Annotated in this window: 18 protein-coding genes; 5 read left to right on the top strand and 13 right to left on the bottom strand. The window is 68.5% G+C overall.

All coding sequences use genetic code 11. The features are described 5' to 3' along the window. The first annotated feature begins 87 nt into the window (after positions 1 to 87). The 4 genes from ABIB51_RS05440 to ABIB51_RS05425 are packed head-to-tail and all read left to right on the top strand — an operon-like array spanning position 88 to position 3,993. Positions 88 to 1,047, top strand: coding sequence for a sugar-binding transcriptional regulator (locus tag ABIB51_RS05440; protein WP_354186241.1), 960 nt, complete (start codon positions 88 to 90; stop codon positions 1,045 to 1,047). A 60-nt stretch (positions 1,048 to 1,107) separates the two neighbouring features. Further along, the gene (locus ABIB51_RS05435; protein ID WP_354186239.1) at positions 1,108 to 1,977 is read left to right on the top strand and encodes an aldo/keto reductase; all 870 of its coding nucleotides are present in this window, start codon (positions 1,108 to 1,110) and stop codon (positions 1,975 to 1,977) included. A 10-nt stretch (positions 1,978 to 1,987) separates the two neighbouring features. Then, positions 1,988 to 2,914, top strand: coding sequence for an alpha/beta fold hydrolase (locus ABIB51_RS05430; protein WP_354186237.1), 927 nt, complete (start codon positions 1,988 to 1,990; stop codon positions 2,912 to 2,914). Beyond that, positions 2,911 to 3,993, top strand: coding sequence for a glycosyltransferase family 4 protein (locus tag ABIB51_RS05425; protein WP_354186235.1), 1,083 nt, complete (start codon positions 2,911 to 2,913; stop codon positions 3,991 to 3,993). The genes ABIB51_RS05430 and ABIB51_RS05425 overlap by 4 nt, the downstream gene beginning before the upstream one ends. A 40-nt stretch (positions 3,994 to 4,033) precedes the next feature. On the opposite strand, the gene ABIB51_RS05420 is transcribed toward ABIB51_RS05425, so the two are convergent. The 13 genes from ABIB51_RS05420 to pyrR all read right to left on the bottom strand — a co-directional run bounded on the left by ABIB51_RS05420 (position 4,034) and on the right by pyrR (position 19,347). Further along, complete coding sequence (locus ABIB51_RS05420; RefSeq protein WP_354186233.1) at positions 4,034 to 6,214, bottom strand: primosomal protein N'; 2,181 nt, start codon at positions 6,212 to 6,214, stop codon at positions 4,034 to 4,036. 107 nt (positions 6,215 to 6,321) lie between these two features. Next, a complete protein-coding gene (gene metK / locus ABIB51_RS05415; protein WP_354186231.1) occupies positions 6,322 to 7,557 on the bottom strand; it encodes a methionine adenosyltransferase in 1,236 nt (411 codons plus the stop codon). A 79-nt stretch (positions 7,558 to 7,636) separates the two neighbouring features. Next, a complete protein-coding gene (locus tag ABIB51_RS05410) occupies positions 7,637 to 8,956 on the bottom strand; it encodes a bifunctional phosphopantothenoylcysteine decarboxylase/phosphopantothenate synthase (RefSeq protein ID WP_354186229.1) in 1,320 nt (439 codons plus the stop codon). A gap of 25 nt (positions 8,957 to 8,981) precedes the next feature. Beyond that, a complete protein-coding gene (gene rpoZ / locus ABIB51_RS05405) occupies positions 8,982 to 9,242 on the bottom strand; it encodes a DNA-directed RNA polymerase subunit omega (protein WP_011692102.1) in 261 nt (86 codons plus the stop codon). 39 nt (positions 9,243 to 9,281) lie between these two features. Next, complete coding sequence (gene gmk, locus ABIB51_RS05400; RefSeq protein WP_354186227.1) at positions 9,282 to 9,854, bottom strand: guanylate kinase; 573 nt, start codon at positions 9,852 to 9,854, stop codon at positions 9,282 to 9,284. 41 nt (positions 9,855 to 9,895) lie between these two features. Next, a complete protein-coding gene (gene mihF / locus ABIB51_RS05395) occupies positions 9,896 to 10,213 on the bottom strand; it encodes an integration host factor, actinobacterial type (protein ID WP_354186225.1) in 318 nt (105 codons plus the stop codon). Between the two features lie 175 nt (positions 10,214 to 10,388). Continuing rightward, entirely contained in the window at positions 10,389 to 11,255 is an 867-nt protein-coding gene (pyrF, locus tag ABIB51_RS05390; RefSeq protein WP_354186223.1) for an orotidine-5'-phosphate decarboxylase, read from the bottom strand. Beyond that, a complete protein-coding gene (gene carB / locus ABIB51_RS05385) occupies positions 11,248 to 14,574 on the bottom strand; it encodes a carbamoyl-phosphate synthase large subunit (RefSeq protein ID WP_354186221.1) in 3,327 nt (1,108 codons plus the stop codon). Before carB ends, pyrF begins: the two co-directional genes overlap by 8 nt. Further along, positions 14,574 to 15,860 carry a glutamine-hydrolyzing carbamoyl-phosphate synthase small subunit gene (gene carA / locus ABIB51_RS05380; protein ID WP_502916074.1) on the bottom strand — a complete coding sequence of 429 codons (1,287 nt, stop codon included), beginning with the start codon at positions 15,858 to 15,860 and terminating at the stop codon, positions 14,574 to 14,576. The genes carB and carA overlap by 1 nt, the downstream gene beginning before the upstream one ends. A gap of 4 nt (positions 15,861 to 15,864) precedes the next feature. Next, the gene (locus ABIB51_RS05375) at positions 15,865 to 16,383 is read right to left on the bottom strand and encodes a PH-like domain-containing protein (RefSeq protein WP_354186219.1); all 519 of its coding nucleotides are present in this window, start codon (positions 16,381 to 16,383) and stop codon (positions 15,865 to 15,867) included. Continuing rightward, on the bottom strand, positions 16,383 to 17,753 hold the full coding sequence (locus ABIB51_RS05370; protein WP_354186218.1) for a dihydroorotase: 1,371 nt from the start codon (positions 17,751 to 17,753) through the stop codon (positions 16,383 to 16,385). The genes ABIB51_RS05375 and ABIB51_RS05370 overlap by 1 nt, the downstream gene beginning before the upstream one ends. Beyond that, the gene (locus tag ABIB51_RS05365; protein WP_354186216.1) at positions 17,753 to 18,751 is read right to left on the bottom strand and encodes an aspartate carbamoyltransferase catalytic subunit; all 999 of its coding nucleotides are present in this window, start codon (positions 18,749 to 18,751) and stop codon (positions 17,753 to 17,755) included. Before ABIB51_RS05365 ends, ABIB51_RS05370 begins: the two co-directional genes overlap by 1 nt. Continuing rightward, positions 18,748 to 19,347 carry a bifunctional pyr operon transcriptional regulator/uracil phosphoribosyltransferase PyrR gene (gene pyrR, locus ABIB51_RS05360; RefSeq protein ID WP_354186214.1) on the bottom strand — a complete coding sequence of 200 codons (600 nt, stop codon included), beginning with the start codon at positions 19,345 to 19,347 and terminating at the stop codon, positions 18,748 to 18,750. Before pyrR ends, ABIB51_RS05365 begins: the two co-directional genes overlap by 4 nt. Positions 19,348 to 19,619: 272 nt before the next feature. Between pyrR and ABIB51_RS05355 the strand changes: the two genes are divergently transcribed. Continuing rightward, positions 19,620 to 20,667, top strand: a 1,048-nt coding sequence (locus ABIB51_RS05355) for a DUF222 domain-containing protein (protein WP_354186212.1), incomplete at its 3' end; no start/stop codon positions are given.

Raw genomic sequence — 20,667 nt, 5'->3', positions numbered from 1 at the left:
GGCGCGAAGCCGTTCAAGACTATTGTTTGGAATAATGGAAAATGGAGTCAAGCACTATGCACAAACGTGCAGAACGGAAATTGCCAATTGTCTTCACGCCACTCCGACGCCCTCCGCGCGGCCCAGTTGTATTACCTCCAGGACCTGACCATGGACGCGATTGCGCGCGAACTCCGGACGTCCCGGTCCACCGTCTCGAGGCTGCTCTCGTCGGCCCGGGAATCCGGCCTGGTGCAGATCCAGATCCGCAGCCCGCTCGACACCGGCCCCGAACTGGAGGGCATGATCCGCGCCGAATACAAGGTGGACGTCCACGTCGTTCCAGTGCTGGACACGCTCAATGAGGCGGAAACACTGGACAGAGTGGCCATGCAGGCCGCCCGCACGATCGGCCCGCTGGTGGATTCCAACGCCATCATCGGCGTCGCGTGGGGTTCCACTTTGAGCGCCGTCAGCCGGCACCTGACCCGGAAGATCACCCATGACAGCGTGATCGTCCAGCTCAACGGGGCCGGGAACATGCAGACAACCGGCATCACCTACGCCTCGGACATCATGCGCCGCTTCGGCAGTGCCTACGGGGCGCGGGTGGAGCAGTTCCCGGTGCCCGCGTTTTTTGACCACGCCGCGACCAAGCAGGCCATGTGGAATGAACGCAGTGTGCAACGCATCCTCGAACTGCAATCCCGGATGAGCATCGCCATATTCGGCGTCGGATCGGTCGATGCCGACTACCCCAGCCATGTCTATGCCGGCGGCTACCTCGACGAGGACGACCTGAACATCCTGGCCAACTCCGACGTCGTCGGCGACGTGGCCACCGTCTTCTTCCGGGCCGACGGTTCCTCGGACGGAATCGTCCTCAACGAACGTTCCACCGGGCCGCAGCTTGCCCAGCTGCGCCAGGTCCGGCGTCGGATCTGTGTGGTGTCCGGGGCATCCAAGATCAACGGCCTGCGCGGCGCGCTCACCGCGGGCCTGGCCACGGACCTGATCCTCGACGAGGCCAGCGCCCGGCGGCTGGTTCGCTTCGACGGCCTCTCCTGAGGGGCCTGTCCTGAACGGATTGTCCCCGGGCGGGTGGCGGCGATGGGTAAAGTCGTTGCTATGAGACTCTCCCCCCGGATGACCCTGAACAACGGCGTGCTGATCGACCGGCTGGGATTCGGGTTGTACAAAGTCCCCCCCGAGGACGCCGCGGGGCTCGTGACCATGGCGCTGGAAGCCGGCTACCGCCACTTCGACACGGCAGCCATGTACGGGAACGAAACCGGCGTGGGCAAGGGCATCGGCGCCCTGGCCGGGTTCGCAGGCGCCGGCAGCGGGTCCGGGGAGCTGTGGCCCGCGCTGTCCCGCGAGGACCTCTTCGTCACAACCAAGGTCTGGAACGATGACCAGGGCTACGACGCAACGATCCGGGCGTTTCATACGTCAATGGCCAACCTCGGCCTGGAGTACATCGACCTCTACCTGATCCACTGGCCCTGCGCCCGGAGGGGGCTGTTCCCGGAGACTTACCGGGCCATGGAGACGCTGTACCGCGAAGGCAAAGTCCGGGCGATCGGCGTGTCGAACTTCCAGCCCGACCACCTGGACCGGCTGCTGCAGGCCGCCGAGGTGGTGCCCGCCGTCAACCAGGTTGAACTCCACCCCTGGCTGCAGCAGGCCGAGCTGCGGGCTAAACACGAGGCGCTGGGCATCCGCACGGAGGCATGGAGCCCGCTTGGCCGTGGACAGGTGCTCCGCGACCCGGTGATCCTTGCCCTGGCCGCCGAGCACGAACGTACTCCGGCCCAGATCATCCTCCGGTGGCAACTCCAGCTGGGCAACATCACCATCCCCAAGGCCAGTTCCTCGGACCGGATCCGGGAAAACCTGGCGGTGTTCGACTTCGAACTCTCCGCCACGGATCTTTCCGACATCGCGGCGCTGGACCGGGGTTTCCGCACAGGCTCCAACCCCGACAACGTCAACTAGGACCGACCGAATGGAACACGTGGACACCGAGTCCTCCCCCACGCCCCTGTTCAGCAACGAACTCGAGGCACGCACACTGCCCGCCGAGGTGATCCTGGACGGCGTGAAAGTTGCCTACTGGAGCTACGAACCGGTCCGCGCCACCCCGAAAACCCGCACGATCCTGGTGATCCACGGCTTCCGCGGCGACCACCACGGCCTGCTCCGGGTGGCCGACCAGCTCGCCGACATGCGCCTCATCATGCCGGATCTGCCCGGCTTCGGCAGTTCAGCGGCGTTCGAGCAGGGCGAACACAGCGTGGAACGCTACACACGGTTCGTCGCCGAGTTCATGGCCGCCCTGAAGCTGGGCCCGGACACGGTCCTGCTCGGCCACTCCTTCGGTTCGATTGTCGCGAGCCACTTCGTGGCGGCCAACCCGGGAACAGTTGCCGAGCTGATCCTCATCAACCCCATCGCCGCCCCGGCGCTCGAGGGCTCCAAGGGGCTCATGACAAAACTCGCCGTCCTGTACTACGAGGCTGCCGCCCGCCTCCCCCGCCGGATCGGGCAGGCCCTGCTCCGCAGCCAGCTGATCGTCCGCGTGATGAGCGAAGCCATGGCCAAGACCCCGGACAAGGCGCTGCGGCGGTTTGTCCACGCCCAGCACAGCGCCTATTTCTCCGCCTTCGCCGACCGCGACAGCCTGCTGCAGGCATTCAAAGCCTCCGTCGGGAACAACGTTTCCGAGGTGGCGCACGGGCTCACGCTCCCTGTCCTGCTCATCGCCGGCGAACAGGACGAAATCGCCGCCCTGGCGGACCAGCACAAACTCCTCGCCCTGCTGCCGGACGGACACCTGGACGTGATCCCCGGCGTCGGTCACCTGATCCACTACGAGACCCCGGAGCCCGCTGCGGGCTTCATCCGCCGCTTCCTGAAGGACCACACCGGATGAAAATCCTCATCGATGCCCGTTTCACCCGCCTGGACCACCACGACGGGATCAGCCGGTACGGCGCGAGCCTGATCGCGGCCACGGCCAGGATCGCCGACGTCTCGATGCTGATCAGCGACGTCCGGCAGCTGGCCCTGCTGCCTGATGTTCCGTACACCCTCATCAACAGCCCGCTGTCCCCGGCCGAGCTGTTTGTTGCCGCCAAAGTCAACAAGCTCGGCGCCGATGTTGTGGTGTGCCCCATGCAGACCATGGGCAGCTGGGGCCGGAAGTATCCGCTGGTACTGACCCTGCACGACCTCATCTACTACGAGCACCCTGCTCCGCCGGGCTTCCTCCCGGCCCCGGTCCGGATCCTCTGGCGCCTCTACCACAAGGCCTACTGGCCGCAGCGGCTCCTGCTGAACCGCGCAGACATCGTAGCGACCATCAGCTCCACGACGGCGGCGCTCATCGCCAAGTACCGGCTCACCAGACGCCCCGTGCGGATTGTGGGCAACGCCCCGCAACCCGGCCTCAGCCCCCGGGATCCCGGCGCCGGGGCGGACAAGACCCTGCTCTACATGGGGTCATTTATGCCCTACAAGAACGTGGAGACCATGATCCGGGGCATGGCCGAACTGCCGGACATGACCCTGCACCTGCTCAGCCGCATCACCGCGCAGCGCAGGGCCGAACTGGAGTCCCTGGCCCCGGCGGGCGCGGACATCGTCTTCCACAACGGGGTGACCGACGCCGAGTATGAGGCGCTCCTGGCCCGCACCACCGCCCTGGTCAGCCTGTCCCGCGCGGAGGGCTACGGCCTTCCACTCGTGGAGGCGATGTCCCACGGCACGCCGGTGATCGCGAGCGACATTCCGATTTTCCGCGAAGTCGGCTCCGACGCCGTCAGTTACGTCCACCCGGACTCGCCGGCCGAATTTGCCGGGGCCGTGCGGAGGCTCGAGGAACCGGACTTGTGGAGGGAACGCTCGCGCCGTTCGGTGGAGCGCGCAGCGGATTTCAGCTGGGAGGAGTCCGCCCGCAGGCTCCTGGAACTGGCCGAAGAGGCCGTCGCGCTCCGCGGACGCCGCCCTTAGTCAGTCCCGGGCAGGCCTATGGCAGCCCTGGGCGCGCCGGCTACAGGACGTCGACGCCGTCGAGCCTCAGCTGGACGGGGTCATCAGTGCGTTTCGCGGCGGCGGCAGCCTTGACGGCCCGCATCACCTTGGTGGCTTCCGTTGCCTGGCCGTACGGAATGAACAACAGGGTCCGGACGTCTTCGCCGCCGCCCCGGCCCGGCGTGGTCCCGGCCGGGGAGCCCGGTCCCGGGGCGCCGGCAGCGATCACGAGGGGCGCCGGCCCGGCGGTCCGCAGCACGATCCCCTGCGTTCCGAGCCGCTGTTCGACGGCCTGGGTGAAATGTCCGACGGCGGTCCGCCCGCCCGTGACGGAGGCGATCCGCACCGACGGCGGCAGCTGCAGTTCCTGCCTCAGTGCCAGCTCGCGGCGGGCGTAACCGGCCGGGTCCCAGCGCAGCAGGGCTCCCACCCCGGCTGTGTCGTCGGCCGTGATGACCACCAGGCCCCGGTCGTGGGCAGGGCGCACGAGGGCCGCGGCGTTGAACCAGCGGCGGACGGCGTCCTCCCCGGCCCGGAGGTTTTCGCGGCGCAGCAGCGAATCGCCATCGAGCAGCAGCGCGGCTGCGTAGCCGCCGGCGGCGACGGGTTCCGCCCCGACTGTCGCCACGACGAGCGCCTTCACATCCGGAACGGTGGCCAGCACCCGGTCGCCAGAGGACGTCATGACGGGTTTGCCGGGGAAGGCGCGGCCCAGTTCCTCTGCCGTGCGCAACACCCCCGTGGCGCCCCTCCGGAGCCGGACGCCGTTGCAGGTGCTGCAGCGCCAGGCCGGCGCCGGCGTCGAACACCAGCGGCACTGCGGTACCGCGGAAGTACCGGTGGCCCCGGCCACGGCCAGCGGACCGCTGCACACAGTACAGCGCGCCGGGTCACGGCAGTTTTCACACGCCAGGGACGGCGCGTAGCCGGCCCGGGCCACCTGGACGAGGACCGGACCACGTTCCAGGCCTTCCTTGGCGGCGCGCCAGGCGGCGCCGGGCAGCCGCGCGATCCGGGCCAGTGGATCATGCTCCAGCTCAAAGCTGTCGGCGGTGTTGAGCACCCGCGGGACGGTGCTGCGCACGACGGCGCGGTCCGCCTCCACGGGCCAGGCCCAGCCGGACTCGACCAGCCGTTGCGTTTCGGTACTGCGGGTGTGTCCCGCGAGCAGGCAGGCCGCGCCCTCCTGCCCGGCGCGGAGCAGGAGGACCTCACGGGAGTGGGCGTACGGGGACCGTTGCTCGATGTGAAGATCGTCCCCGTCATCCCAGCAGACCACGAGCCCTACGTTGTGGACCGGCGCGTACGCGGCGGACCTGGTGCCCACGGCGACGCCGGCGGCCCCGCTGAGGAGGCGCAGGAAGCTGCGGTAGCGCGGTGTCTGGCCGTCGTCCGCGGTAAGCCGGGCGACGTCCCCGGCGGGAAGGAGCTCAAGCAGGGCCGACTCGACCCGGTCCAGGTCCCGGTAGTCCGGCACCACCACGACGGCGCCGCGGCCGGACAGGCGGACGGCGGCCACGGCTTCGGCGAGCATCCGCGGCCAGCCCCCGGGACCGAATCCCTGGAGCGCGCTGAGCACGGCGCGGGGCGACTCCCCCGCGCCCAGATGCTGGAGGAAGGCCGGACCGTTGCGGTAACCGGACCAGCTGGAGGCTTCCAGGCCGGCCGGGATTGCCGGTCCTGCCCCGTGGTCGGACCCGGCTTCGGCAAACAGGGCCGGGTCCAGATGGCCGTCCGGGGCGAACTCCTTCTCCAGTTTGGCCATCCGGGGCGGCACCGCGACGCGCAGGACGTCGCTGACGGTCCCGGCGTAGCGGGCCGCCACGTGCCCGGCGAGCTCCGCGACGGCAGGGGTCAGCACGGGTACCGAAGACACCACTTTGTGCAGCGGCACGAGGGTGTGGCCGGCATCGGAGCCGGCCGCCCGCGCCACGAGGTAGCCGGGCAGTTCCTGTCCGTTGAACTTCACCTTGACCCGGACGCCGGGGCGCGCCTCGGCGTCGAGGTCGGCGGGGACGCTGTAGTCGAACGGCCGGTCAAGGTGCGGCAGGGACGATTCGAGCAGGACCCGCGCAACCGGCAGCTCCGCCGCGAGGGCAAGGCCCGATGTCGCCGACGCAGCGGAGGCGGGGAAGCCATGGAGCAGGGACAGCTGGAGGGGTTCATCCGGCGCCGGCGCGCCGCCACGGACCTGGGTCATGGTGTGTCCCTCCCTTCAGCTCAATCGAAAGTAGCCAGGCCCCGGAACGGCGGCCTGGCTACAGCACATCACACGGCAGTGACATTAACGCAGTGACAAAGAAGCGGTCAGGCGTTGAAGAATGCCTTCAGTTCATCGACCCGGTCCAGGCGTTCCCAGGTGAAGTCGGGATCCTCCCGGCCGAAGTGGCCGTGCGCGGCGGTCTTGGCGTAGATCGGGCGCTTCAGGTCGAGGGCATCGATGATCGCGCGGGGGCGCAGGTCGAAGATCTCCGCGATCGCGGCGCTGATCCGGGCGGGATCGACAGTTTCCGTGCCGAAGGTCTCGACGTAGGTGCCCACCGGGCGGGCCTGGCCGATCGCGTACGCGATCTGGATTTCGGCGCGCTTGGCGAGTCCCGCGGCGACGACGTTTTTCGCGACCCAGCGCATCGCGTAGGCGGCCGACCGGTCCACCTTAGACGGATCCTTGCCGGAGAAAGCGCCGCCGCCGTGGCGGGCCATGCCGCCGTAGGTGTCGACGATGATCTTGCGGCCCGTGAGGCCGGCATCGCCGACCGGGCCGCCGATGACGAAGGCGCCGGCCGGGTTCAGGATGTTCCGGGTCCGTGAGATGTCGAGGTTGGACATGGCAAGGACAGGATCAACCACATACGCGGCGAGGTCTGCCCGGAGCTGCTCGAGGCTGGCGCCCTCGGCGTGCTGGCTGGAGATGACCACAGTCTCGACCGAAACCGGGCGGTCGCCGTCGTAACCGACCGTCACCTGGGTCTTGCCGTCGGGGCGGAGGTAGGACAAGTCGCCGTTTTTCCGGACCTCGGTGAGGCGCTCGGAGAGGCGGTGCGCGATCCAGATCGGGACCGGCATGTAGGAGGGGGTCTCGTCGCTGGCGTAGCCGAACATCAGGCCCTGGTCACCTGCGCCCTGAAGGTCGTAGTCGTCCTCCTGGCGTCCTTCGCGGGCTTCGAGCGAGTTGAACACGCCGCCGGCAATGTCGTTGGACTGCTGGCCGATCGAGACGGACACACCGCAGCGGGCTCCATCGAAGCCGTTGGCCGAGGAGTCGTAGCCGATGCCCAGGATGGTCTCCCGGACGATCTGCGGGATTTCGACATAGGCGTCCGTGGTGACTTCACCGGCGACGTGGACCAGCCCGGTGGTGGCCAGTGTCTCCACGGCGACCCGGGACTCGGGGTCCTTGGCCAACAGGGCGTCGAGAATGGCATCGCTGATCTGGTCACAGATCTTGTCGGGATGCCCCTCAGTCACCGACTCGGACGTGAACAGCCGGAGCGAGGCGGGCGTGGACCCGTGGAAGTCAGGGATGTGCAGCGGTAAAGTCACTCAACTACCTTACTGGTTGGAAAACGGACGTCCGGCGGCGTGTGTCTCAGTGCTAAGGAGACATTCATTACGCCAGCGCTCAAGCTGGCGGGACAACCCGACTCAACTCGGCGCTGACGCGGTCAATGACGGCAGCCGCAACGTCGGATTTGGAACCCGACGCCTCTTGGGGTTCGGAGCCGGTGCGGGAAAGGATGACTACGGAATTGGTGTCCTCGCCGAATACGCGGTCCTTGCCCACCTGGTTGACCACGAGGAGATCGCAGGCCTTTCGGCGCAGCTTGGCTTCGGCGTACTCCAGCACTTCGCCGTCGCTGTCCCCGGTCTCGGCCGCGAAGCCGACGATCAGCTGGTTCCGGGACGCCGCGTCGCGGACCTCCACGAGCTCCTGCAGGATGTCAGGGTTGCGGACCAGGGAGATGACGGGATCGGCGACGTCGTCGCGTTTCTTGATTTTGGTGCCGGAGACGTCCGCCGGGCGGAAGTCGGCGACGGCGGCGGCCATGATGACGACGTCGGAATCGGCGGCCGCGTGCAGGGCCGCCTTGCGCAGCTCCAGGGCTGTCTCGACCTCGACGACCTCGACGCCGGCGGGGGCCGGGACTTCCATGTGGGCGGCCAGCAGCCTGACTTTCGCGCCGGCCTCGCGGGCGGCCACGGCCAGGGCCACGCCCTGCTTGCCGGAGGAACGGTTCCCGAGGAAACGGACGGGGTCCAGCGGTTCGCGGGTGCCGCCTGCGCTGATGGTGACGGTCAGTCCGGCCAGCGGCCGGGTGGGCGACGGCCGGGACACCAAGGCAGGATCGTCCGCGGGATCTGTTGCCGGTACGGCGTCCGGCGGCGTCAGGTACTCGGTGCCGGGGACGGCGGATGCACCGGCGAGGGCCATGGCGGCCTGGAAGATGGTCTCGGGTTCGGGCAGCCGGCCGGGCCCGGTGTCGGCGCCGGTCAGGCGTCCGGACGCGGGTTCGAGCACGGTGACGCCCCGGCTGCGCAGGGTCTCGACGTTGGCCTGGGTGGCGGGGTGCTGCCACATCTCGGTGTGCATGGCCGGGGCCATGAGCACCGGGGAGCCGCCGGCCATCAGAAGGGTGTTGGTGAGGAGGTCGTTGGCCTGTCCGGTGGCGGCGCGGGCCAGCAGATCGGCGGTCGCCGGTGCCACGACGATCAGCTCGGCCTCGTGGCCGAGGCGGACGTGGTTGACGGTGTGGACCTCGTCAAAGACACTGTTGGTGACCGGGTGCCCGGACAGCGCTTCCCACGTGGCCACGCCGACGAAACGGGTGGCGGCCTCGGTGGGGATGACCGTAACGTCATGGCCGGCTTCAGTAAAAAGCCGGAGGAGCGACGCCACCTTGTAGGCGGCTATCCCTCCCCCGACTCCGAGGACTATGCGCACGTGACCTCCGTCTACAGCTGCGTAATTACTCTGCAGGTTCGATCGGCGTGGAGACGAGCTTGCCCTCGTTGATTTCGCGCAGGGCGATCGAGAGCGACTTCTCATTCAGCTTGGTGTCGACCAGCGGGCCGACGTACTCGAACAGGCCCTCGTGCAGCTGGGCGTAGTAAGCGTTGATCTGGCGTGCGCGCTTGGCGCCGAAGATTACCAGTCCGTACTTCGAGTCGGCAGCCTTCAGCAGCTCGTCGATCGGCGGGTTGATGATGCCTTCAAGGTTCGTGGACACGAATTCTCCAAATTCTAACGGGCCGATACGTCCCGGCGCCTAGCGTGGGTTCGGGGTCAGCCCCATGAGTGAAACAAGCTCGTCCGCTGCCCGTCGAACGTCATCATTGATGACGGTGTGGTCAAACTCCGGTTCAGCGGCAAGTTCTAGTTTAGCGGTTTCCAGCCTCTGCTGTTGTTCTTCGGCTGTTTCCGTGCCGCGGCCCACCAGCCGGCGGACCATTTCGTCCCAGCTCGGCGGTGCCAGGAAGACGAACTGCGCGTCCGGCACGGCCTGCTTGACCTGCCGCGCGCCCTGCAGATCGATTTCCAGGAGGACGGAGCGGCCCTCCGCGATGGCGGCGTCCACGGTACTGCGGAGCGTGCCGTAGCGGTTGCGGCCATGGACCACGGCCCATTCCAGCAGGTCGCCGTTTTCGACCAGGGCATCGAAGTCCTCGGCGGACTTGAAGAAGTAATGCACGCCGTCGATCTCCCCCGGCCGCGCCGGCCGGGTGGTTGCCGACACGGAAAGCCAGACGCCGGGATAGTTGTCCCGGATGTAGGTGGACACGGTGCCTTTGCCAACAGCCGTCGGGCCGGCGAGGACTGTCAGTCCCGGTTTCTTGCTCACATATTCCTTCGGACAGTGTTTGGAATAGCTGGCGGACCGAGCTATTTATCGTCTATAAAATCTACCAGCGCCCGGCGCTGGTGAATTCCCAGGCCGCGGACCCGCCGCGAGGCGGCAATGCCGAGCTGTTCCATGATCGCCGCGGCGCGGACCCGCCCGATCCCCGGCAGGGCCTCGAGCAGCTCGACTATCCGCATCCGGGCGATGGCGTCATCAGTGTCGCCGGCGTCCAGGAGCTGCGCGATGCTCAGCTCCCCGGATTTCAGCCGCTCCTTGGCCGCGGCCCGGGTGGTCCTGGCGGCGGCCGCCTTGCCCAGGGCGTCGGCACGCTCTTGCGGAGTGAGGGGTCGCAAGCTCACTGAAGTCCTCCCTGCGTGCGCTGCCGGGCCTGTCAGACGGTAAGTAAGTCAACACTCCGGTGTGACGGGCCGGCCGGACAGCGCCCAGGCAGTTGCCGTGGGCGTGTCCTGAACCTACAGTCTGGACGCCGAAGAAATCAATGGATGATTGCCCCGGCCCCAGCTTGTCCGAAGGTCAGGCCGCGCGCAGCTTCTCGAGGGTGCGCCGGGCCGCGTCCTGGAGGTCCTGGATCCGTGGTCCGGCGCCGAGGATTTCACGGCTGGACGTGCCGAGCACCTGCCCGTAGGCGTTCCCGAAGGTACGCCGCAGATCCGCCGCCGTGGCGCCCTGCGCGCCCAGGCCAGGGGCCAGGATCGGGCCGCGGACTGCGGCCAGGTCCAGGCCCAGCCCGGTCAATGCGGAACCGACAGTGGCGCCCACAACGAGCCCCACCGAGCCCAGCGGCCCCGCATACCGCTGGTTTTCAGCGGCTGCGGCCAGCACGATGCGCCGCGCCACGGAATCCGCGCCGCCGACGTGTTGCACGGAGGCGCCCTCGGGATTGGAGGTCAGCGCCAAAACGAACACGCCGCGCCCGGTCCCGGCCGCGAGGTCCAGGGCCGGCCGGAGCGATTCGAAGCCCAGGTACGGGCTCAGCGTCACCGAGTCGGCGGCCAGGGCGGAGCCGTCGCGCAGCCAGGCGTCGGCGTAGGCGGCCATGGTGGAGCCGATGTCGCCGCGCTTGGCGTCCGCGATGGTCAGCACCGACGCGTCCGCGGCCGCGGCCAGGGTACGTTCCAGCACAGCTATCCCGGCGGAACCGTGCCGCTCATACAGCGCCACCTGCGGCTTCACCGCGGCAGCGAGGGACCCGACGGCCTCCAGCACGGTGAGCGAGAAGCGCTCCAGGGCGGCGACGTCGTCGTTCAGGCCCCAGCGCTGCAGCAGTGCGGGGTGCGGATCGATCCCGACGCACAGCTGACCGCGGTCGGCCATGGCCCGGCCCAGCCGGGAGCCGAAGGACTCCCGGCCGGCCGTATCAGCGGTGGCATCCTCAGGCATGCGAGTCCGCTTCCTGCGACACGCGTTCCTGCGAGGCAAACAGCGCGGCCGCGTGCTCCTGCAGGCTCGTCACGGACCATTCGTAGGTGCGCAGCGCCTCGATGGCCTGGACGGCGGCGTTGAACTCCGCCACTGTCGTGATGCACGGGATCCCGATCGAGGTCGCGGCGGCGCGCAGTTCGTAGCCGTCGCTGCGGGCTTCGCCACCGGAGGGGGTGTTGAAGACCATGTCGATCTCGCCGGCGATGATGAGGTCGGCGATGGTGCCTTCGCCTTCGGCGCTGGAGCCTTCCGCGACCTTCCGGACCGGGGTGGCCTGGATGCCGTTGCGGCGCAGCACATCGGCGGTGCCGCCGGTGGAGACGATCTCGAAGCCGAGGTCGGAGAGCCGCTTGACGCCCATGATGACCGAGCGCTTGTCCCGGTTGGCCACCGAGACGAAGATCTTGCCCTCGGTGGGCAGCGCGTTGTTGGCGGCCGCCTGGCTCTTGGCGAAGGCCGTATCGAAGTGCTTGTCGATGCCCATGACCTCGCCCGTGGAGCGCATCTCGGGGCCGAGCAGGGAGTCAACCACCTTGCCCTCCGGGGTGCGGAAGCGGCTGAACGGCAGCACGGCTTCCTTGACCGAAACCGGCGCATCGAGCGGCAGCGTGGAGCCGTCGCCGGTTTCCGGCAGCATCTTGTAGGCCGTGCGGAGCTGGTTGATGGTCACGCCGGTGCCGATCAGGGCGGCGGCCTTGGCCATCTGGACACCGGTCGCCTTGGAGACGAACGGCACGGTGCGGGAGGCCCGCGGGTTGGCTTCGAGGACGTAGAGCACGTCGGAGGCGAGGGCGAACTGGATGTTGATCAGGCCGCGGACGCCCACGCCCTCGGCGATGGCCAGCGTGGCGGTCCGGACCCGCTCCAGCACGTTGTTGCCCAGGGTGATCGGCGGCAGCACGCACGCCGAGTCGCCGGAGTGGATGCCGGCTTCCTCGATGTGCTCCATGATGCCGCCGAGGTACATCTCCGTGCCGTCGTAGAGTGCGTCGACGTCGATCTCGACGGCGTCCTCGAGGAACCGGTCGATCAGTACCGGGTGGTCCGGCGTGATTTCGGTCGCGTTGGCGATGTAGCGGGAGAGGTTGGGCTCGTCGTAGACGATTTCCATGCCGCGGCCGCCCAGGACGTAGGACGGGCGGACCAGGACCGGGTAGCCGATCTCGTCGGCGATCTTCTTGGCGTCCTCGAAGGACACGGCGGTGCCGTTCTTCGGCGAGATGAGCCCGGCCTTGTCGAGCACGCGCGAGAAGGCGCCGCGGTGTTCGGCGAGGTCGATCGCCTCCGGCGAGGTGCCGAGGATCGGCACGCCGGCGTCGGCGAGCTGCTGGGCGAGTTTGAGGGGGGTCTGGCCGCCGAGCTGGACGAAGACACCCATCACGCCGCCGGTGCGCTCTTCGGCCGCGATGACCTCGAGCACGTCTTCCAGGGTGAGCGGCTCGAAGTACAGCCGGGTGGAGACGTCGTAGTCGGTGGACACGGTTTCCGGGTTGCAGTTGACCATCACGGTCTCGTAGCCGGCCTTGCGCAACGCCATCGAGGCGTGCACGCAGGAGTAGTCGAACTCGATGCCCTGGCCGATCCGGTTGGGACCGGAACCGAGAATGATGATGGACGGCTTGGCGTGCAGCGCGACCTCGTCCTCCTCGTCGTAGGACGAGTAGTGGTACGGGGTGTAGGCGGCGAACTCGGCGGCGCAGGTGTCCACGGTCTTGTAGACGGGGCGGATGCCGAGGGCCTGCCGGACGCCGCGGACGACGTCCTCGGCGTTGTGCGTCAGGGCACCGATCTGCTCGTCGGAGAAGCCGTGGCGCTTGGCGCGTTTCAGCATCTCCGGGGTCAGGGCCGCCGCCTGGCGGATTTCGAGGGAGATCTCGTTCAGGAGCTGGAGCTGGTCCAGGTACCAGGGGTCGATCTTGGTGGCTTCGAAGAGCTGTTCCACAGTGGCGCCGCCAAGCAGGGCCCGCTGGACCTGGTGCAGGCGTTCCGTGGTGGGCCGCTTGGACTTCTCGATGAGTTCGGCCACTTCCCATTCCGGGACGTGGCTGAAGTCCAGCTGGGAGCCCTTCTGTTCGAGGGAGCGGAGCGCCTTCTGCAGGGCCTCGGCGAAGTTGCGGCCCATTGCCATGGCCTCGCCCACCGACTTCATGGTGGTGGTCAGGGTAGGGTCAGCGGCCGGGAACTTCTCGAAGGCGAACCGCGGGACCTTCACCACGACGTAGTCCAGGGTCGGCTCGAAAGAGGCCGGCGTCTTCTGGGTGATGTCGTTCGGGATCTCGTCCAGGGTGTAGCCGAGGGAGAGCTTGGTGGCGATCTTGGCGATCGCGAAGCCGGTCGCCTTGGAGGCGAGGGCCGAGGAGCGCGAGACGCGCGGGTTCATCTCGATCACTACGACGCGGCCGGTGTCCGGCTCGACGGCGAACTGGATGTTGCAGCCGCCGGTGTCGACGCCCACCTCGCGGATCACGGCAATGGAGATGTCGCGCAGGCGCTGGTATTCGCGGTCCGTCAGGGTCAGGGCCGGGGCGACGGTGATCGAGTCACCGGTGTGCACGCCGACCGGGTCGAAGTTCTCGATGGAGCAGACCACCACGACGTTGTCGTTCTTGTCGCGCATCATCTCCAGCTCGTATTCCTTCCAGCCGAGGATGCTCTCTTCGAGCAGCACCTCGCTGGTGGGGCTGTACTGCAGGCCCTGGCCGACGATCCGGCGAAGGTCGTTTTCGTCGTAGGCCAGGCCGGAGCCGAGGCCGCCCATGGTAAAGGAGGGCCGGACGACCATCGGGTAGCCGAGGTCTTCGGCCGCGGTGAGGGCCTCGTCAATGGTGTGGATGATGTGGCTGCGGGCCGATTCGGCGCCGCAACGTTCCACGACGCCCTTGAACTTCTCGCGGTCCTCGCCGAGCTCGATCGCGGCGATGTTGGCGCCGATCAGCTCCACGTTGTATTTCTCCAGGACGCCGTTCTTGTCCAGGGCGATGGCCGTGTTGAGCGCGGTCTGCCCGCCCAGCGTGGGCAGGATCGCGTCGGGGCGTTCCTTGGCGATGATTTTCTCGACCACCTCGGGGGTGATCGGCTCGATGTAGGTGGCGTCGGCGAACTCGGGGTCCGTCATGATGGTGGCCGGGTTGGAGTTGACGAGGATGACGCGCAGGCCTTCCTCCTTGAGGACGCGCAGTGCCTGGGTGCCGGAATAGTCGAATTCGGCGGCCTGGCCGATCACGATCGGACCGGAACCGATGACCAGGACGCTCTTAAGGTCAGTTCTCTTGGGCATTACTTCTTGTCCTCAGTCTTGGATGCGGTGGCAGTCTTTGTGTCTGTCTCTGTCTTTGAAGAAGCGTCAGCCATCAGCTGGATGAAGCGGTCGAAGAGGTAGGCGGCGTCGTGCGGGCCGGAGGCCGCCTCGGGGTGGTACTGCACGGAGAAGGCGGGGATGTCGAGGCAGGACAGGCCCTCGACGACGTCGTCGTTGAGGCTCACGTGGCTGACCTCGACCCGGCCGAAGCGCTCCTCGGGGGCCTGGGTAGCGCCGTTGAGCGGGGCGTCGACGGCGAAGCCGTGGTTCTGCGAGGTGATTTCCACCTTGCCGGTGCGGCGGTCCATGACGGGCTGGTTAATGCCGCGGTGTCCGTAGCGGAGCTTGTAGGTGCCGAAGCCCAGGGCGCGGCCCAGGATCTGGTTGCCGAAGCAGATGCCGAAGTACGGGATCTGCTCGTCCAGCACCGAGCGGAGCAGTTTGACCTGGTCGTCGGCCGTGGCGGGGTCGCCGGGGCCGTTGGACATAAAGAAGCCGTCGGGGTTGACCGCCTGGACATCCGCCAGGGTGGCGGTGGCCGGCAGCACGTGCACGCGGACGCCGCGCTCGGCGAAGCGGATAGGGGTCATCCGTTTGATCCCGAGGTCGATCGCGGCGATGCTGAAGCGCGGTTCGCCGTCCCAGCCCCAGTCCTTGGGTTCGACCGTGTAGGCCTTGTCGACGCTGACTTCCTCGGCGAGGCGTGCGCCTTCCATCGGGGCGCTGGCGAGGACGGTGTCCACGAGTTCCTTGTCCGTGGCGCGGACCGCGTCGCCGGAGAAGATCCCGGCGCGCATGGTCTTGTGTTCACGCAGGTGCCGGGTGATGGCGCGGGTGTCCACGCCCTGGATGCCGACGATGCCCTGGTCGATGAGCTCGGCGTCGAGGGACCGCTCGGAGCGCCAGTTGGAGGGGCGGCGGGCGGCGTCGCGGACAATGTAGCCGGCCACCCAGATCCGCCGGGACTCGGCGTCGTCCTGGTTCACGCCGGTGTTGCCGATGTGCGGTGCCGTCTGGACCACCAGCTGGCGGGCGTAGGAGGGATCGGTGATGGTCTCCTGGTAGCCGGTCATGCCGGTGGCGAATACGGCCTCGCCGAGGGCGGTGCCGGTGGCGCCGTAGCTGGTGCCGCGGAAGATGCGGCCGTCTTCAAGGACCAGGGCCGCGGGGGTGGATGCCGCTGCGGCAGCCGTTTCTGTCCCGGCAGAATCTGTGACTGCTGTTTCTGAAGCTGTTTTTTCTGACACTGCGTTGGGGTCCGTCACGTTGTTACTTTCCACTATCGGCGTTGGCCTGAGGGGCTGCGGAGATGAGATCTTGCAGGGCGTTGAGGAGGGTTGACTTGTCGGCGGCGTTCCGGGTGCGGAATCCGGAGTCCAGCTCGCGGGTGCCCAGCATCCAGCTGATGACCAGCAGTCCGTCCTTTTCGACGAACTTCCCGGCCATACCGCTTTCCTGCCGCACTCCGGTGAGGTTGGCGGCCGGGATGAAGACCGGGCCGGCGCCGGTCCGGTCGAAGAGCACACCGTCGGGGTGGACGCTGAGTTCGGCGTTGGTCCGGATGCCGAGGTTGTGGACAGCGATGCGGTCCAGCCAGTCACCGGCGGTGGTGGAGGCAACGTACTGGCCGTCGGCCGCTGCCAGCGCGGCACCCAGCTCCGCGGGGAGCACAGGCAGGGGGTCGACGTCGGCCTGGCGGCGCAGCCTGTTCCGCCAGCCGACCGCCAGCAGGGCGACGACGACCACGGCGAGGGAGAGCATGAACAGTCCGGGGAGCAGCCTGTCCATCAGTTACGGCCCGCCGTTGCGGCGTCGACGGCGTCGGCCGGCCACCGGTACGGGGTGTTGAGTTTGCCCTCGAGGACGGTGGGGTGGCCCTTGAAGAACGTCGCCACCACCTTGCCCGGGAGTTCCCGGCCGGCAAACGGAGAGTTACGGCCCATGGTTGCCATCTTAGAAGGGTCCACGGTCCAGCGCGCAGCCGGGTCCACGAGTGTGACGTTGGCGGGTTCGCCGGCGTCGAGCGGCCGTCCCTGGTCTTCCAGCCGGCCGATTGCTGCCGGGGCGGTCGAGGTGACCCGGGCGAAGTCCGCCCAGCCCATCAGGCCGGTTTCGATCATGGTGTGCTGCACCACGGACAGCGCGGTTTCCAGCCCGGTCATGCCCATCGCGGCCTGCGCCCACTCGCATTCCTTGTGTTCGCTCGGGTGCGGGGCGTGGTCCGTGCCGATGACGTCGATGGTTCCGTCGGCCAGGGCGGCACGGAGGGCCTGGACGTCCGCGTCGGTGCGCAGCGGCGGGTTGACCTTGTAGACGGGGTCGTAGCTGCGGGCGAGTTCGTCGGTCAGCCAGAGGTGGTGCGGTGTGACCTCGGCCGTGACGTTGACGCCGCGGGACTTGGCCCAGCGGATGATTTCGACGGATCCGGCGGTGGACACGTGGCAGACGTGCAGCCGGGAGCCGACGTGCTGGGCGAGCAGGACGTCGCGGGCAATGATGCTTTCCTCGGCGACCGCGGGCCAGCCGGTGAGGCCGAGGACGGCGGACACTTCGCCCTCGTTCATCTGGGCGCCGGCGGTGAGCCGGGGTTCCTGCGCGTGCTGGGCCACGACGCCGTCGAACGCCTTGACATATTCAAGGGCGCGGCGCATGAGGACCGGGTCGTGGACGCAGATGCCGTCGTCGGAGAAGACCCGGACCCGGGCGCGGGAATCGGCCATCGCACCGAGTTCGGCGAGCTGCTCCCCCGCCAGGCCGACTGTGACGGCGCCGACCGGGCGGACGTCCACCCAGCCGGCGGTGCGGCCCAGGGTGAGGACCTGTTCGACGACGCCGGCGGTGTCCGCCACCGGGGTGCTGTTGGCCATCGCGTGCACGGCCGTGTAGCCGCCCAGGGCCGCGGCGCGGGTGCCGGTCTCGACCGTTTCGGCGTCCTCGCGGCCGGGTTCGCGCAGGTGGGTGTGGATGTCCACCATGCCGGGCAGGGCCACGAGCCCGGCGGCCTCGATGACGGTGGCGCCCTCGGCGGAGAGGCCGTGGCCGCGTTCGGCGATGACGCCGTCGCGGATCAGGAGGTCTTCAGGGGCCCCGCCGAGGATGGCGGCTCCGCGGATCAGGTAGGCGCCGTTGGTGCCGGTGTCCTGTTGCTGTGATGCCATCAGTGGCTCTCCTTCGTGGAATTGGCGGCTGGTTCGCGGGTGTCCCCGGAGAGCAGCAGGTAGAGGGCGGCCATGCGGATGGAGACGCCGTTGCGGACCTGTGCGAGCACAGTGGAGCGGGGCGAGTCCGCCGCTGCGGAGGAAATTTCCAGCCCCCGGTTCATGGGGCCGGGGTGCATGATGATGGTGTCCTTCAGGCCCAGCCGGTCCAGGGCACGGAGCCGGTTGTCGTCGAAGCCCCAGCGGCGGGAGTATTCGCGCGTCGTGGGGAAGAACGAGGCGTTCATCCGTTCCCCCTGCACGCGGAGCATCATCATGGCGTCCACGCCGCGGGCGAGCGTCTCGTCGAGGTCGTAGCTGACCGCGCAGGGCCATTTTTCGACGCCGATGGGCAGCAGCGTGGGCGGGGCCACCAGCGTGACTTCGGCGCCCAGGGTGCGCAGGAGCCAGACGTTGGAGCGGGCCACCCTGGAGTGCAGCACGTCGCCGGCGATCGCGACGCGCATGCCCTTGAGATCGGCCCCGGCGGAGGGCGTCCCCGCCAGCTTCGACCAGTGCCGGCGCATCGTGAACGCGTCCAGCAGCGCCTGGGTGGGGTGTTCGTGGGTGCCGTCGCCGGCGTTGATGACGGCGGCGTCGATCCAGTCGGTGGCGGCGAGCCGGTGCGGGGCCCCCGAGGCCCAGTGCCGGATGACCACGGCGTCGGCGCCCATCGCCGCCAGGGTCTGGGCGGTGTCCTTGAGCGACTCGCCCTTGGAGACGGAGGAGCCCTTCGCGGCGAAGTTGATGACGTCCGCCGAGAGGCGCTTGGCCGCGGCTTCGAAGGAGATCCGGGTGCGGGTGGAGTCTTCGAAGAACAGGTTCACCACGGTGCGGCCGCGCAGTGCGGGGAGCTTCTTGACCTCGCGCTCCCCCACGGCCGCCATTTCCTCGGCAGTGTCCAGGATGCGGATGGCGTTGTGCAGGCTCAGGTCCTCGGTGGAGAGCAGGTGCCTCATGCGGTGGCCTCGATGACCACTTCATTGACGGGGACGCCGTCGACGGAGTCGGTCTCCTCGAGCCGTACGCGTACCTTCTCCGACGACGACGTGGGCAGGTTCTTGCCGACGTGGTCCGCGCGGATGGGCAGTTCCCGGTGGCCTCGGTCGATCAGCACGGCGAGGCGGACGATCCGGGGGCGGCCGAGGTCGATGATGGCGTCGAGCGCCGCCCGGATGGTGCGGCCGGAGTAGAGGACGTCGTCGATCAGCACAACAACTTTGTTGTCGATCCCGGTGCGGGGAAGCTGGGTGGGGTACGGCGGCCGCGTCGGCTGGTGTGAGAGGTCATCGCGGAACATGGTCACATCCAACTGGCCCACGATCGCGGCGGCGTCCACGGTGGGATCGGCGGCGGCAATCTTCTCGGCAAGCCGGACGGCGAGGGGGTAGCCCCTCCGAGGGATGCCCAGCAGGACCAGGTCCTGGGAGCCTTTGTTGGACTCGAGAATCTCATGGGCGATACGAGTGAGTGCACGGTCGATGTCCGCCTGGCCGAGTACCACTCGGGTAAGAACAACCTTGGCCGGAACCGGTGCTTCTGGAACAGAAGTCAACGCTCGTCTCCCCTTTCCCCGCCTCACGGGACGGAATTAAAAAAGGATCATTTGCCCTTTCAAATTACCACACGGGCCGCCGCGGACCTGCTCCGGGCCTGCTCCGGACGAGGCGTTGTGCGTCACAACAGGACCTGGTTCCTGCGGGTCAAGTGGCGCTCATTCATCGTGCCGAGCCGCCAACCGGCGCTGACCACAAGTTGCTGGTTGGCACCCCCTCAAATGTCGGTGCCTCCTGCGATGCTGTGGGTATGGAGAGCAGGGCGGCTTGGATGGCGGACAGCAGGGCGGCACTGGAGGCCGTTGCCGCGGCCTCGGCGGTGTTTGCTGCCTGCGCCGGCTCCGGGACGGACCTCCCTGATCCGTCCGGGCCCGCTCCGTTGCGAAGCGCCGATCCGTTGCGGGATCTGGCGGATGATTGCCTGGACGGTCTCGCCGATGTGGCCCGGATGGAAGCCAGGTTCGCTGCGCTGAAGGTCAGGCTGGCCGCCGGATACGTGGGGGCGGCCAGGGCCCTGAGACCACCGGCTGCGTCCCCGCCGGAACACACCGCCCGGGAGATGGCACTGGTGGCCGAGGTCGCCTGTGTCCTGACCGTCAGCGAACGGGCCTCCGCCGCCCTCCTGGGAGAATGCCAGGCACTGACGACGGCGTTGCCGCTGACCCTGAACGCCCTGGGGGCGGGGACGATCTCCTGGCAGCACGCCCGGATCATCGTCGACGAAACCACCGGCCTGGATCCCGCCGGCGCGGCCGCCCTCGAAGCGCACTTCCTGGACCCCGGCGCGCCCGACCCCGCCCGCGGGTGTCCGGCCGGAGACCTTGTCCCGTCCCGGTTCCGCGCCAAGGCACGCACCTGGCGCGAACGCCACCACTTGGCCAGCATCGAACAACGCCACAGCAGAAGCGCCGCGGACCGGCGGGTCGAATACGCCCCGGACCGGGACGGCATGGCCTGGCTTTCGGCGTACCTCCCGGCCGACACCGCCGCAGGGATCTGGGAGCGGACCACCGCCGCCGCCCGCGCCCTCCAAGGCCCCCGCGAGACCCGCACCCTGACCCAGCTCCGCGCCGACATCGCCGCCACGCGGCTCCTCACCAGCCACACCACCGGCACCGGCAGCACCGGCGGAACTGCCGACGGCGGCACCGGAATGCCCGGCGACGGCACCGGCACGGGCGGGAGCATGGGCGGCAGCGGAACCGCCACGGGCGGGGACACCGCCGGAGACGTCCCGTCCCCGCGGGCGCAGGTCCTGATCACCGTCCCGGTCCTGTCGCTGCTGGGCGCCACCGACGAACCCGCCACCCTGGACGGGT

The sequence above is a fragment of the Arthrobacter sp. UYCu712 genome, assembly GCF_040547005.1.
Lineage (GTDB): Bacteria > Actinomycetota > Actinomycetes > Actinomycetales > Micrococcaceae > Arthrobacter.
This window is presented reverse-complemented; position numbering and strand designations above follow the sequence as displayed.

What these genes read in the sequence shown, in the direction of transcription:
- ABIB51_RS05435 (WP_354186239.1), top strand. Translation starts at nt 1,108, where the DNA reads ATGAGACTCTCCCCCCGGATGACCCTGAACAACGGCGTGCTGATCGAC.
- ABIB51_RS05430 (WP_354186237.1), top strand. Translation starts at nt 1,988, where the DNA reads ATGGAACACGTGGACACCGAGTCCTCCCCCACGCCCCTGTTCAGCAAC.
- ABIB51_RS05425 (WP_354186235.1), top strand. Translation starts at nt 2,911, where the DNA reads ATGAAAATCCTCATCGATGCCCGTTTCACCCGCCTGGACCACCACGAC.
- ABIB51_RS05420 (WP_354186233.1), bottom strand. Translation starts at nt 6,214, where the DNA reads ATGACCCAGGTCCGTGGCGGCGCGCCGGCGCCGGATGAACCCCTCCAG.
- pyrF (WP_354186223.1), bottom strand. Translation starts at nt 11,255, where the DNA reads ATGCCTGAGGATGCCACCGCTGATACGGCCGGCCGGGAGTCCTTCGGC.
- carB (WP_354186221.1), bottom strand. Translation starts at nt 14,574, where the DNA reads ATGCCCAAGAGAACTGACCTTAAGAGCGTCCTGGTCATCGGTTCCGGT.
- ABIB51_RS05375 (WP_354186219.1), bottom strand. Translation starts at nt 16,383, where the DNA reads ATGGACAGGCTGCTCCCCGGACTGTTCATGCTCTCCCTCGCCGTGGTC.
- ABIB51_RS05370 (WP_354186218.1), bottom strand. Translation starts at nt 17,753, where the DNA reads ATGGCATCACAGCAACAGGACACCGGCACCAACGGCGCCTACCTGATC.
- ABIB51_RS05365 (WP_354186216.1), bottom strand. Translation starts at nt 18,751, where the DNA reads ATGAGGCACCTGCTCTCCACCGAGGACCTGAGCCTGCACAACGCCATC.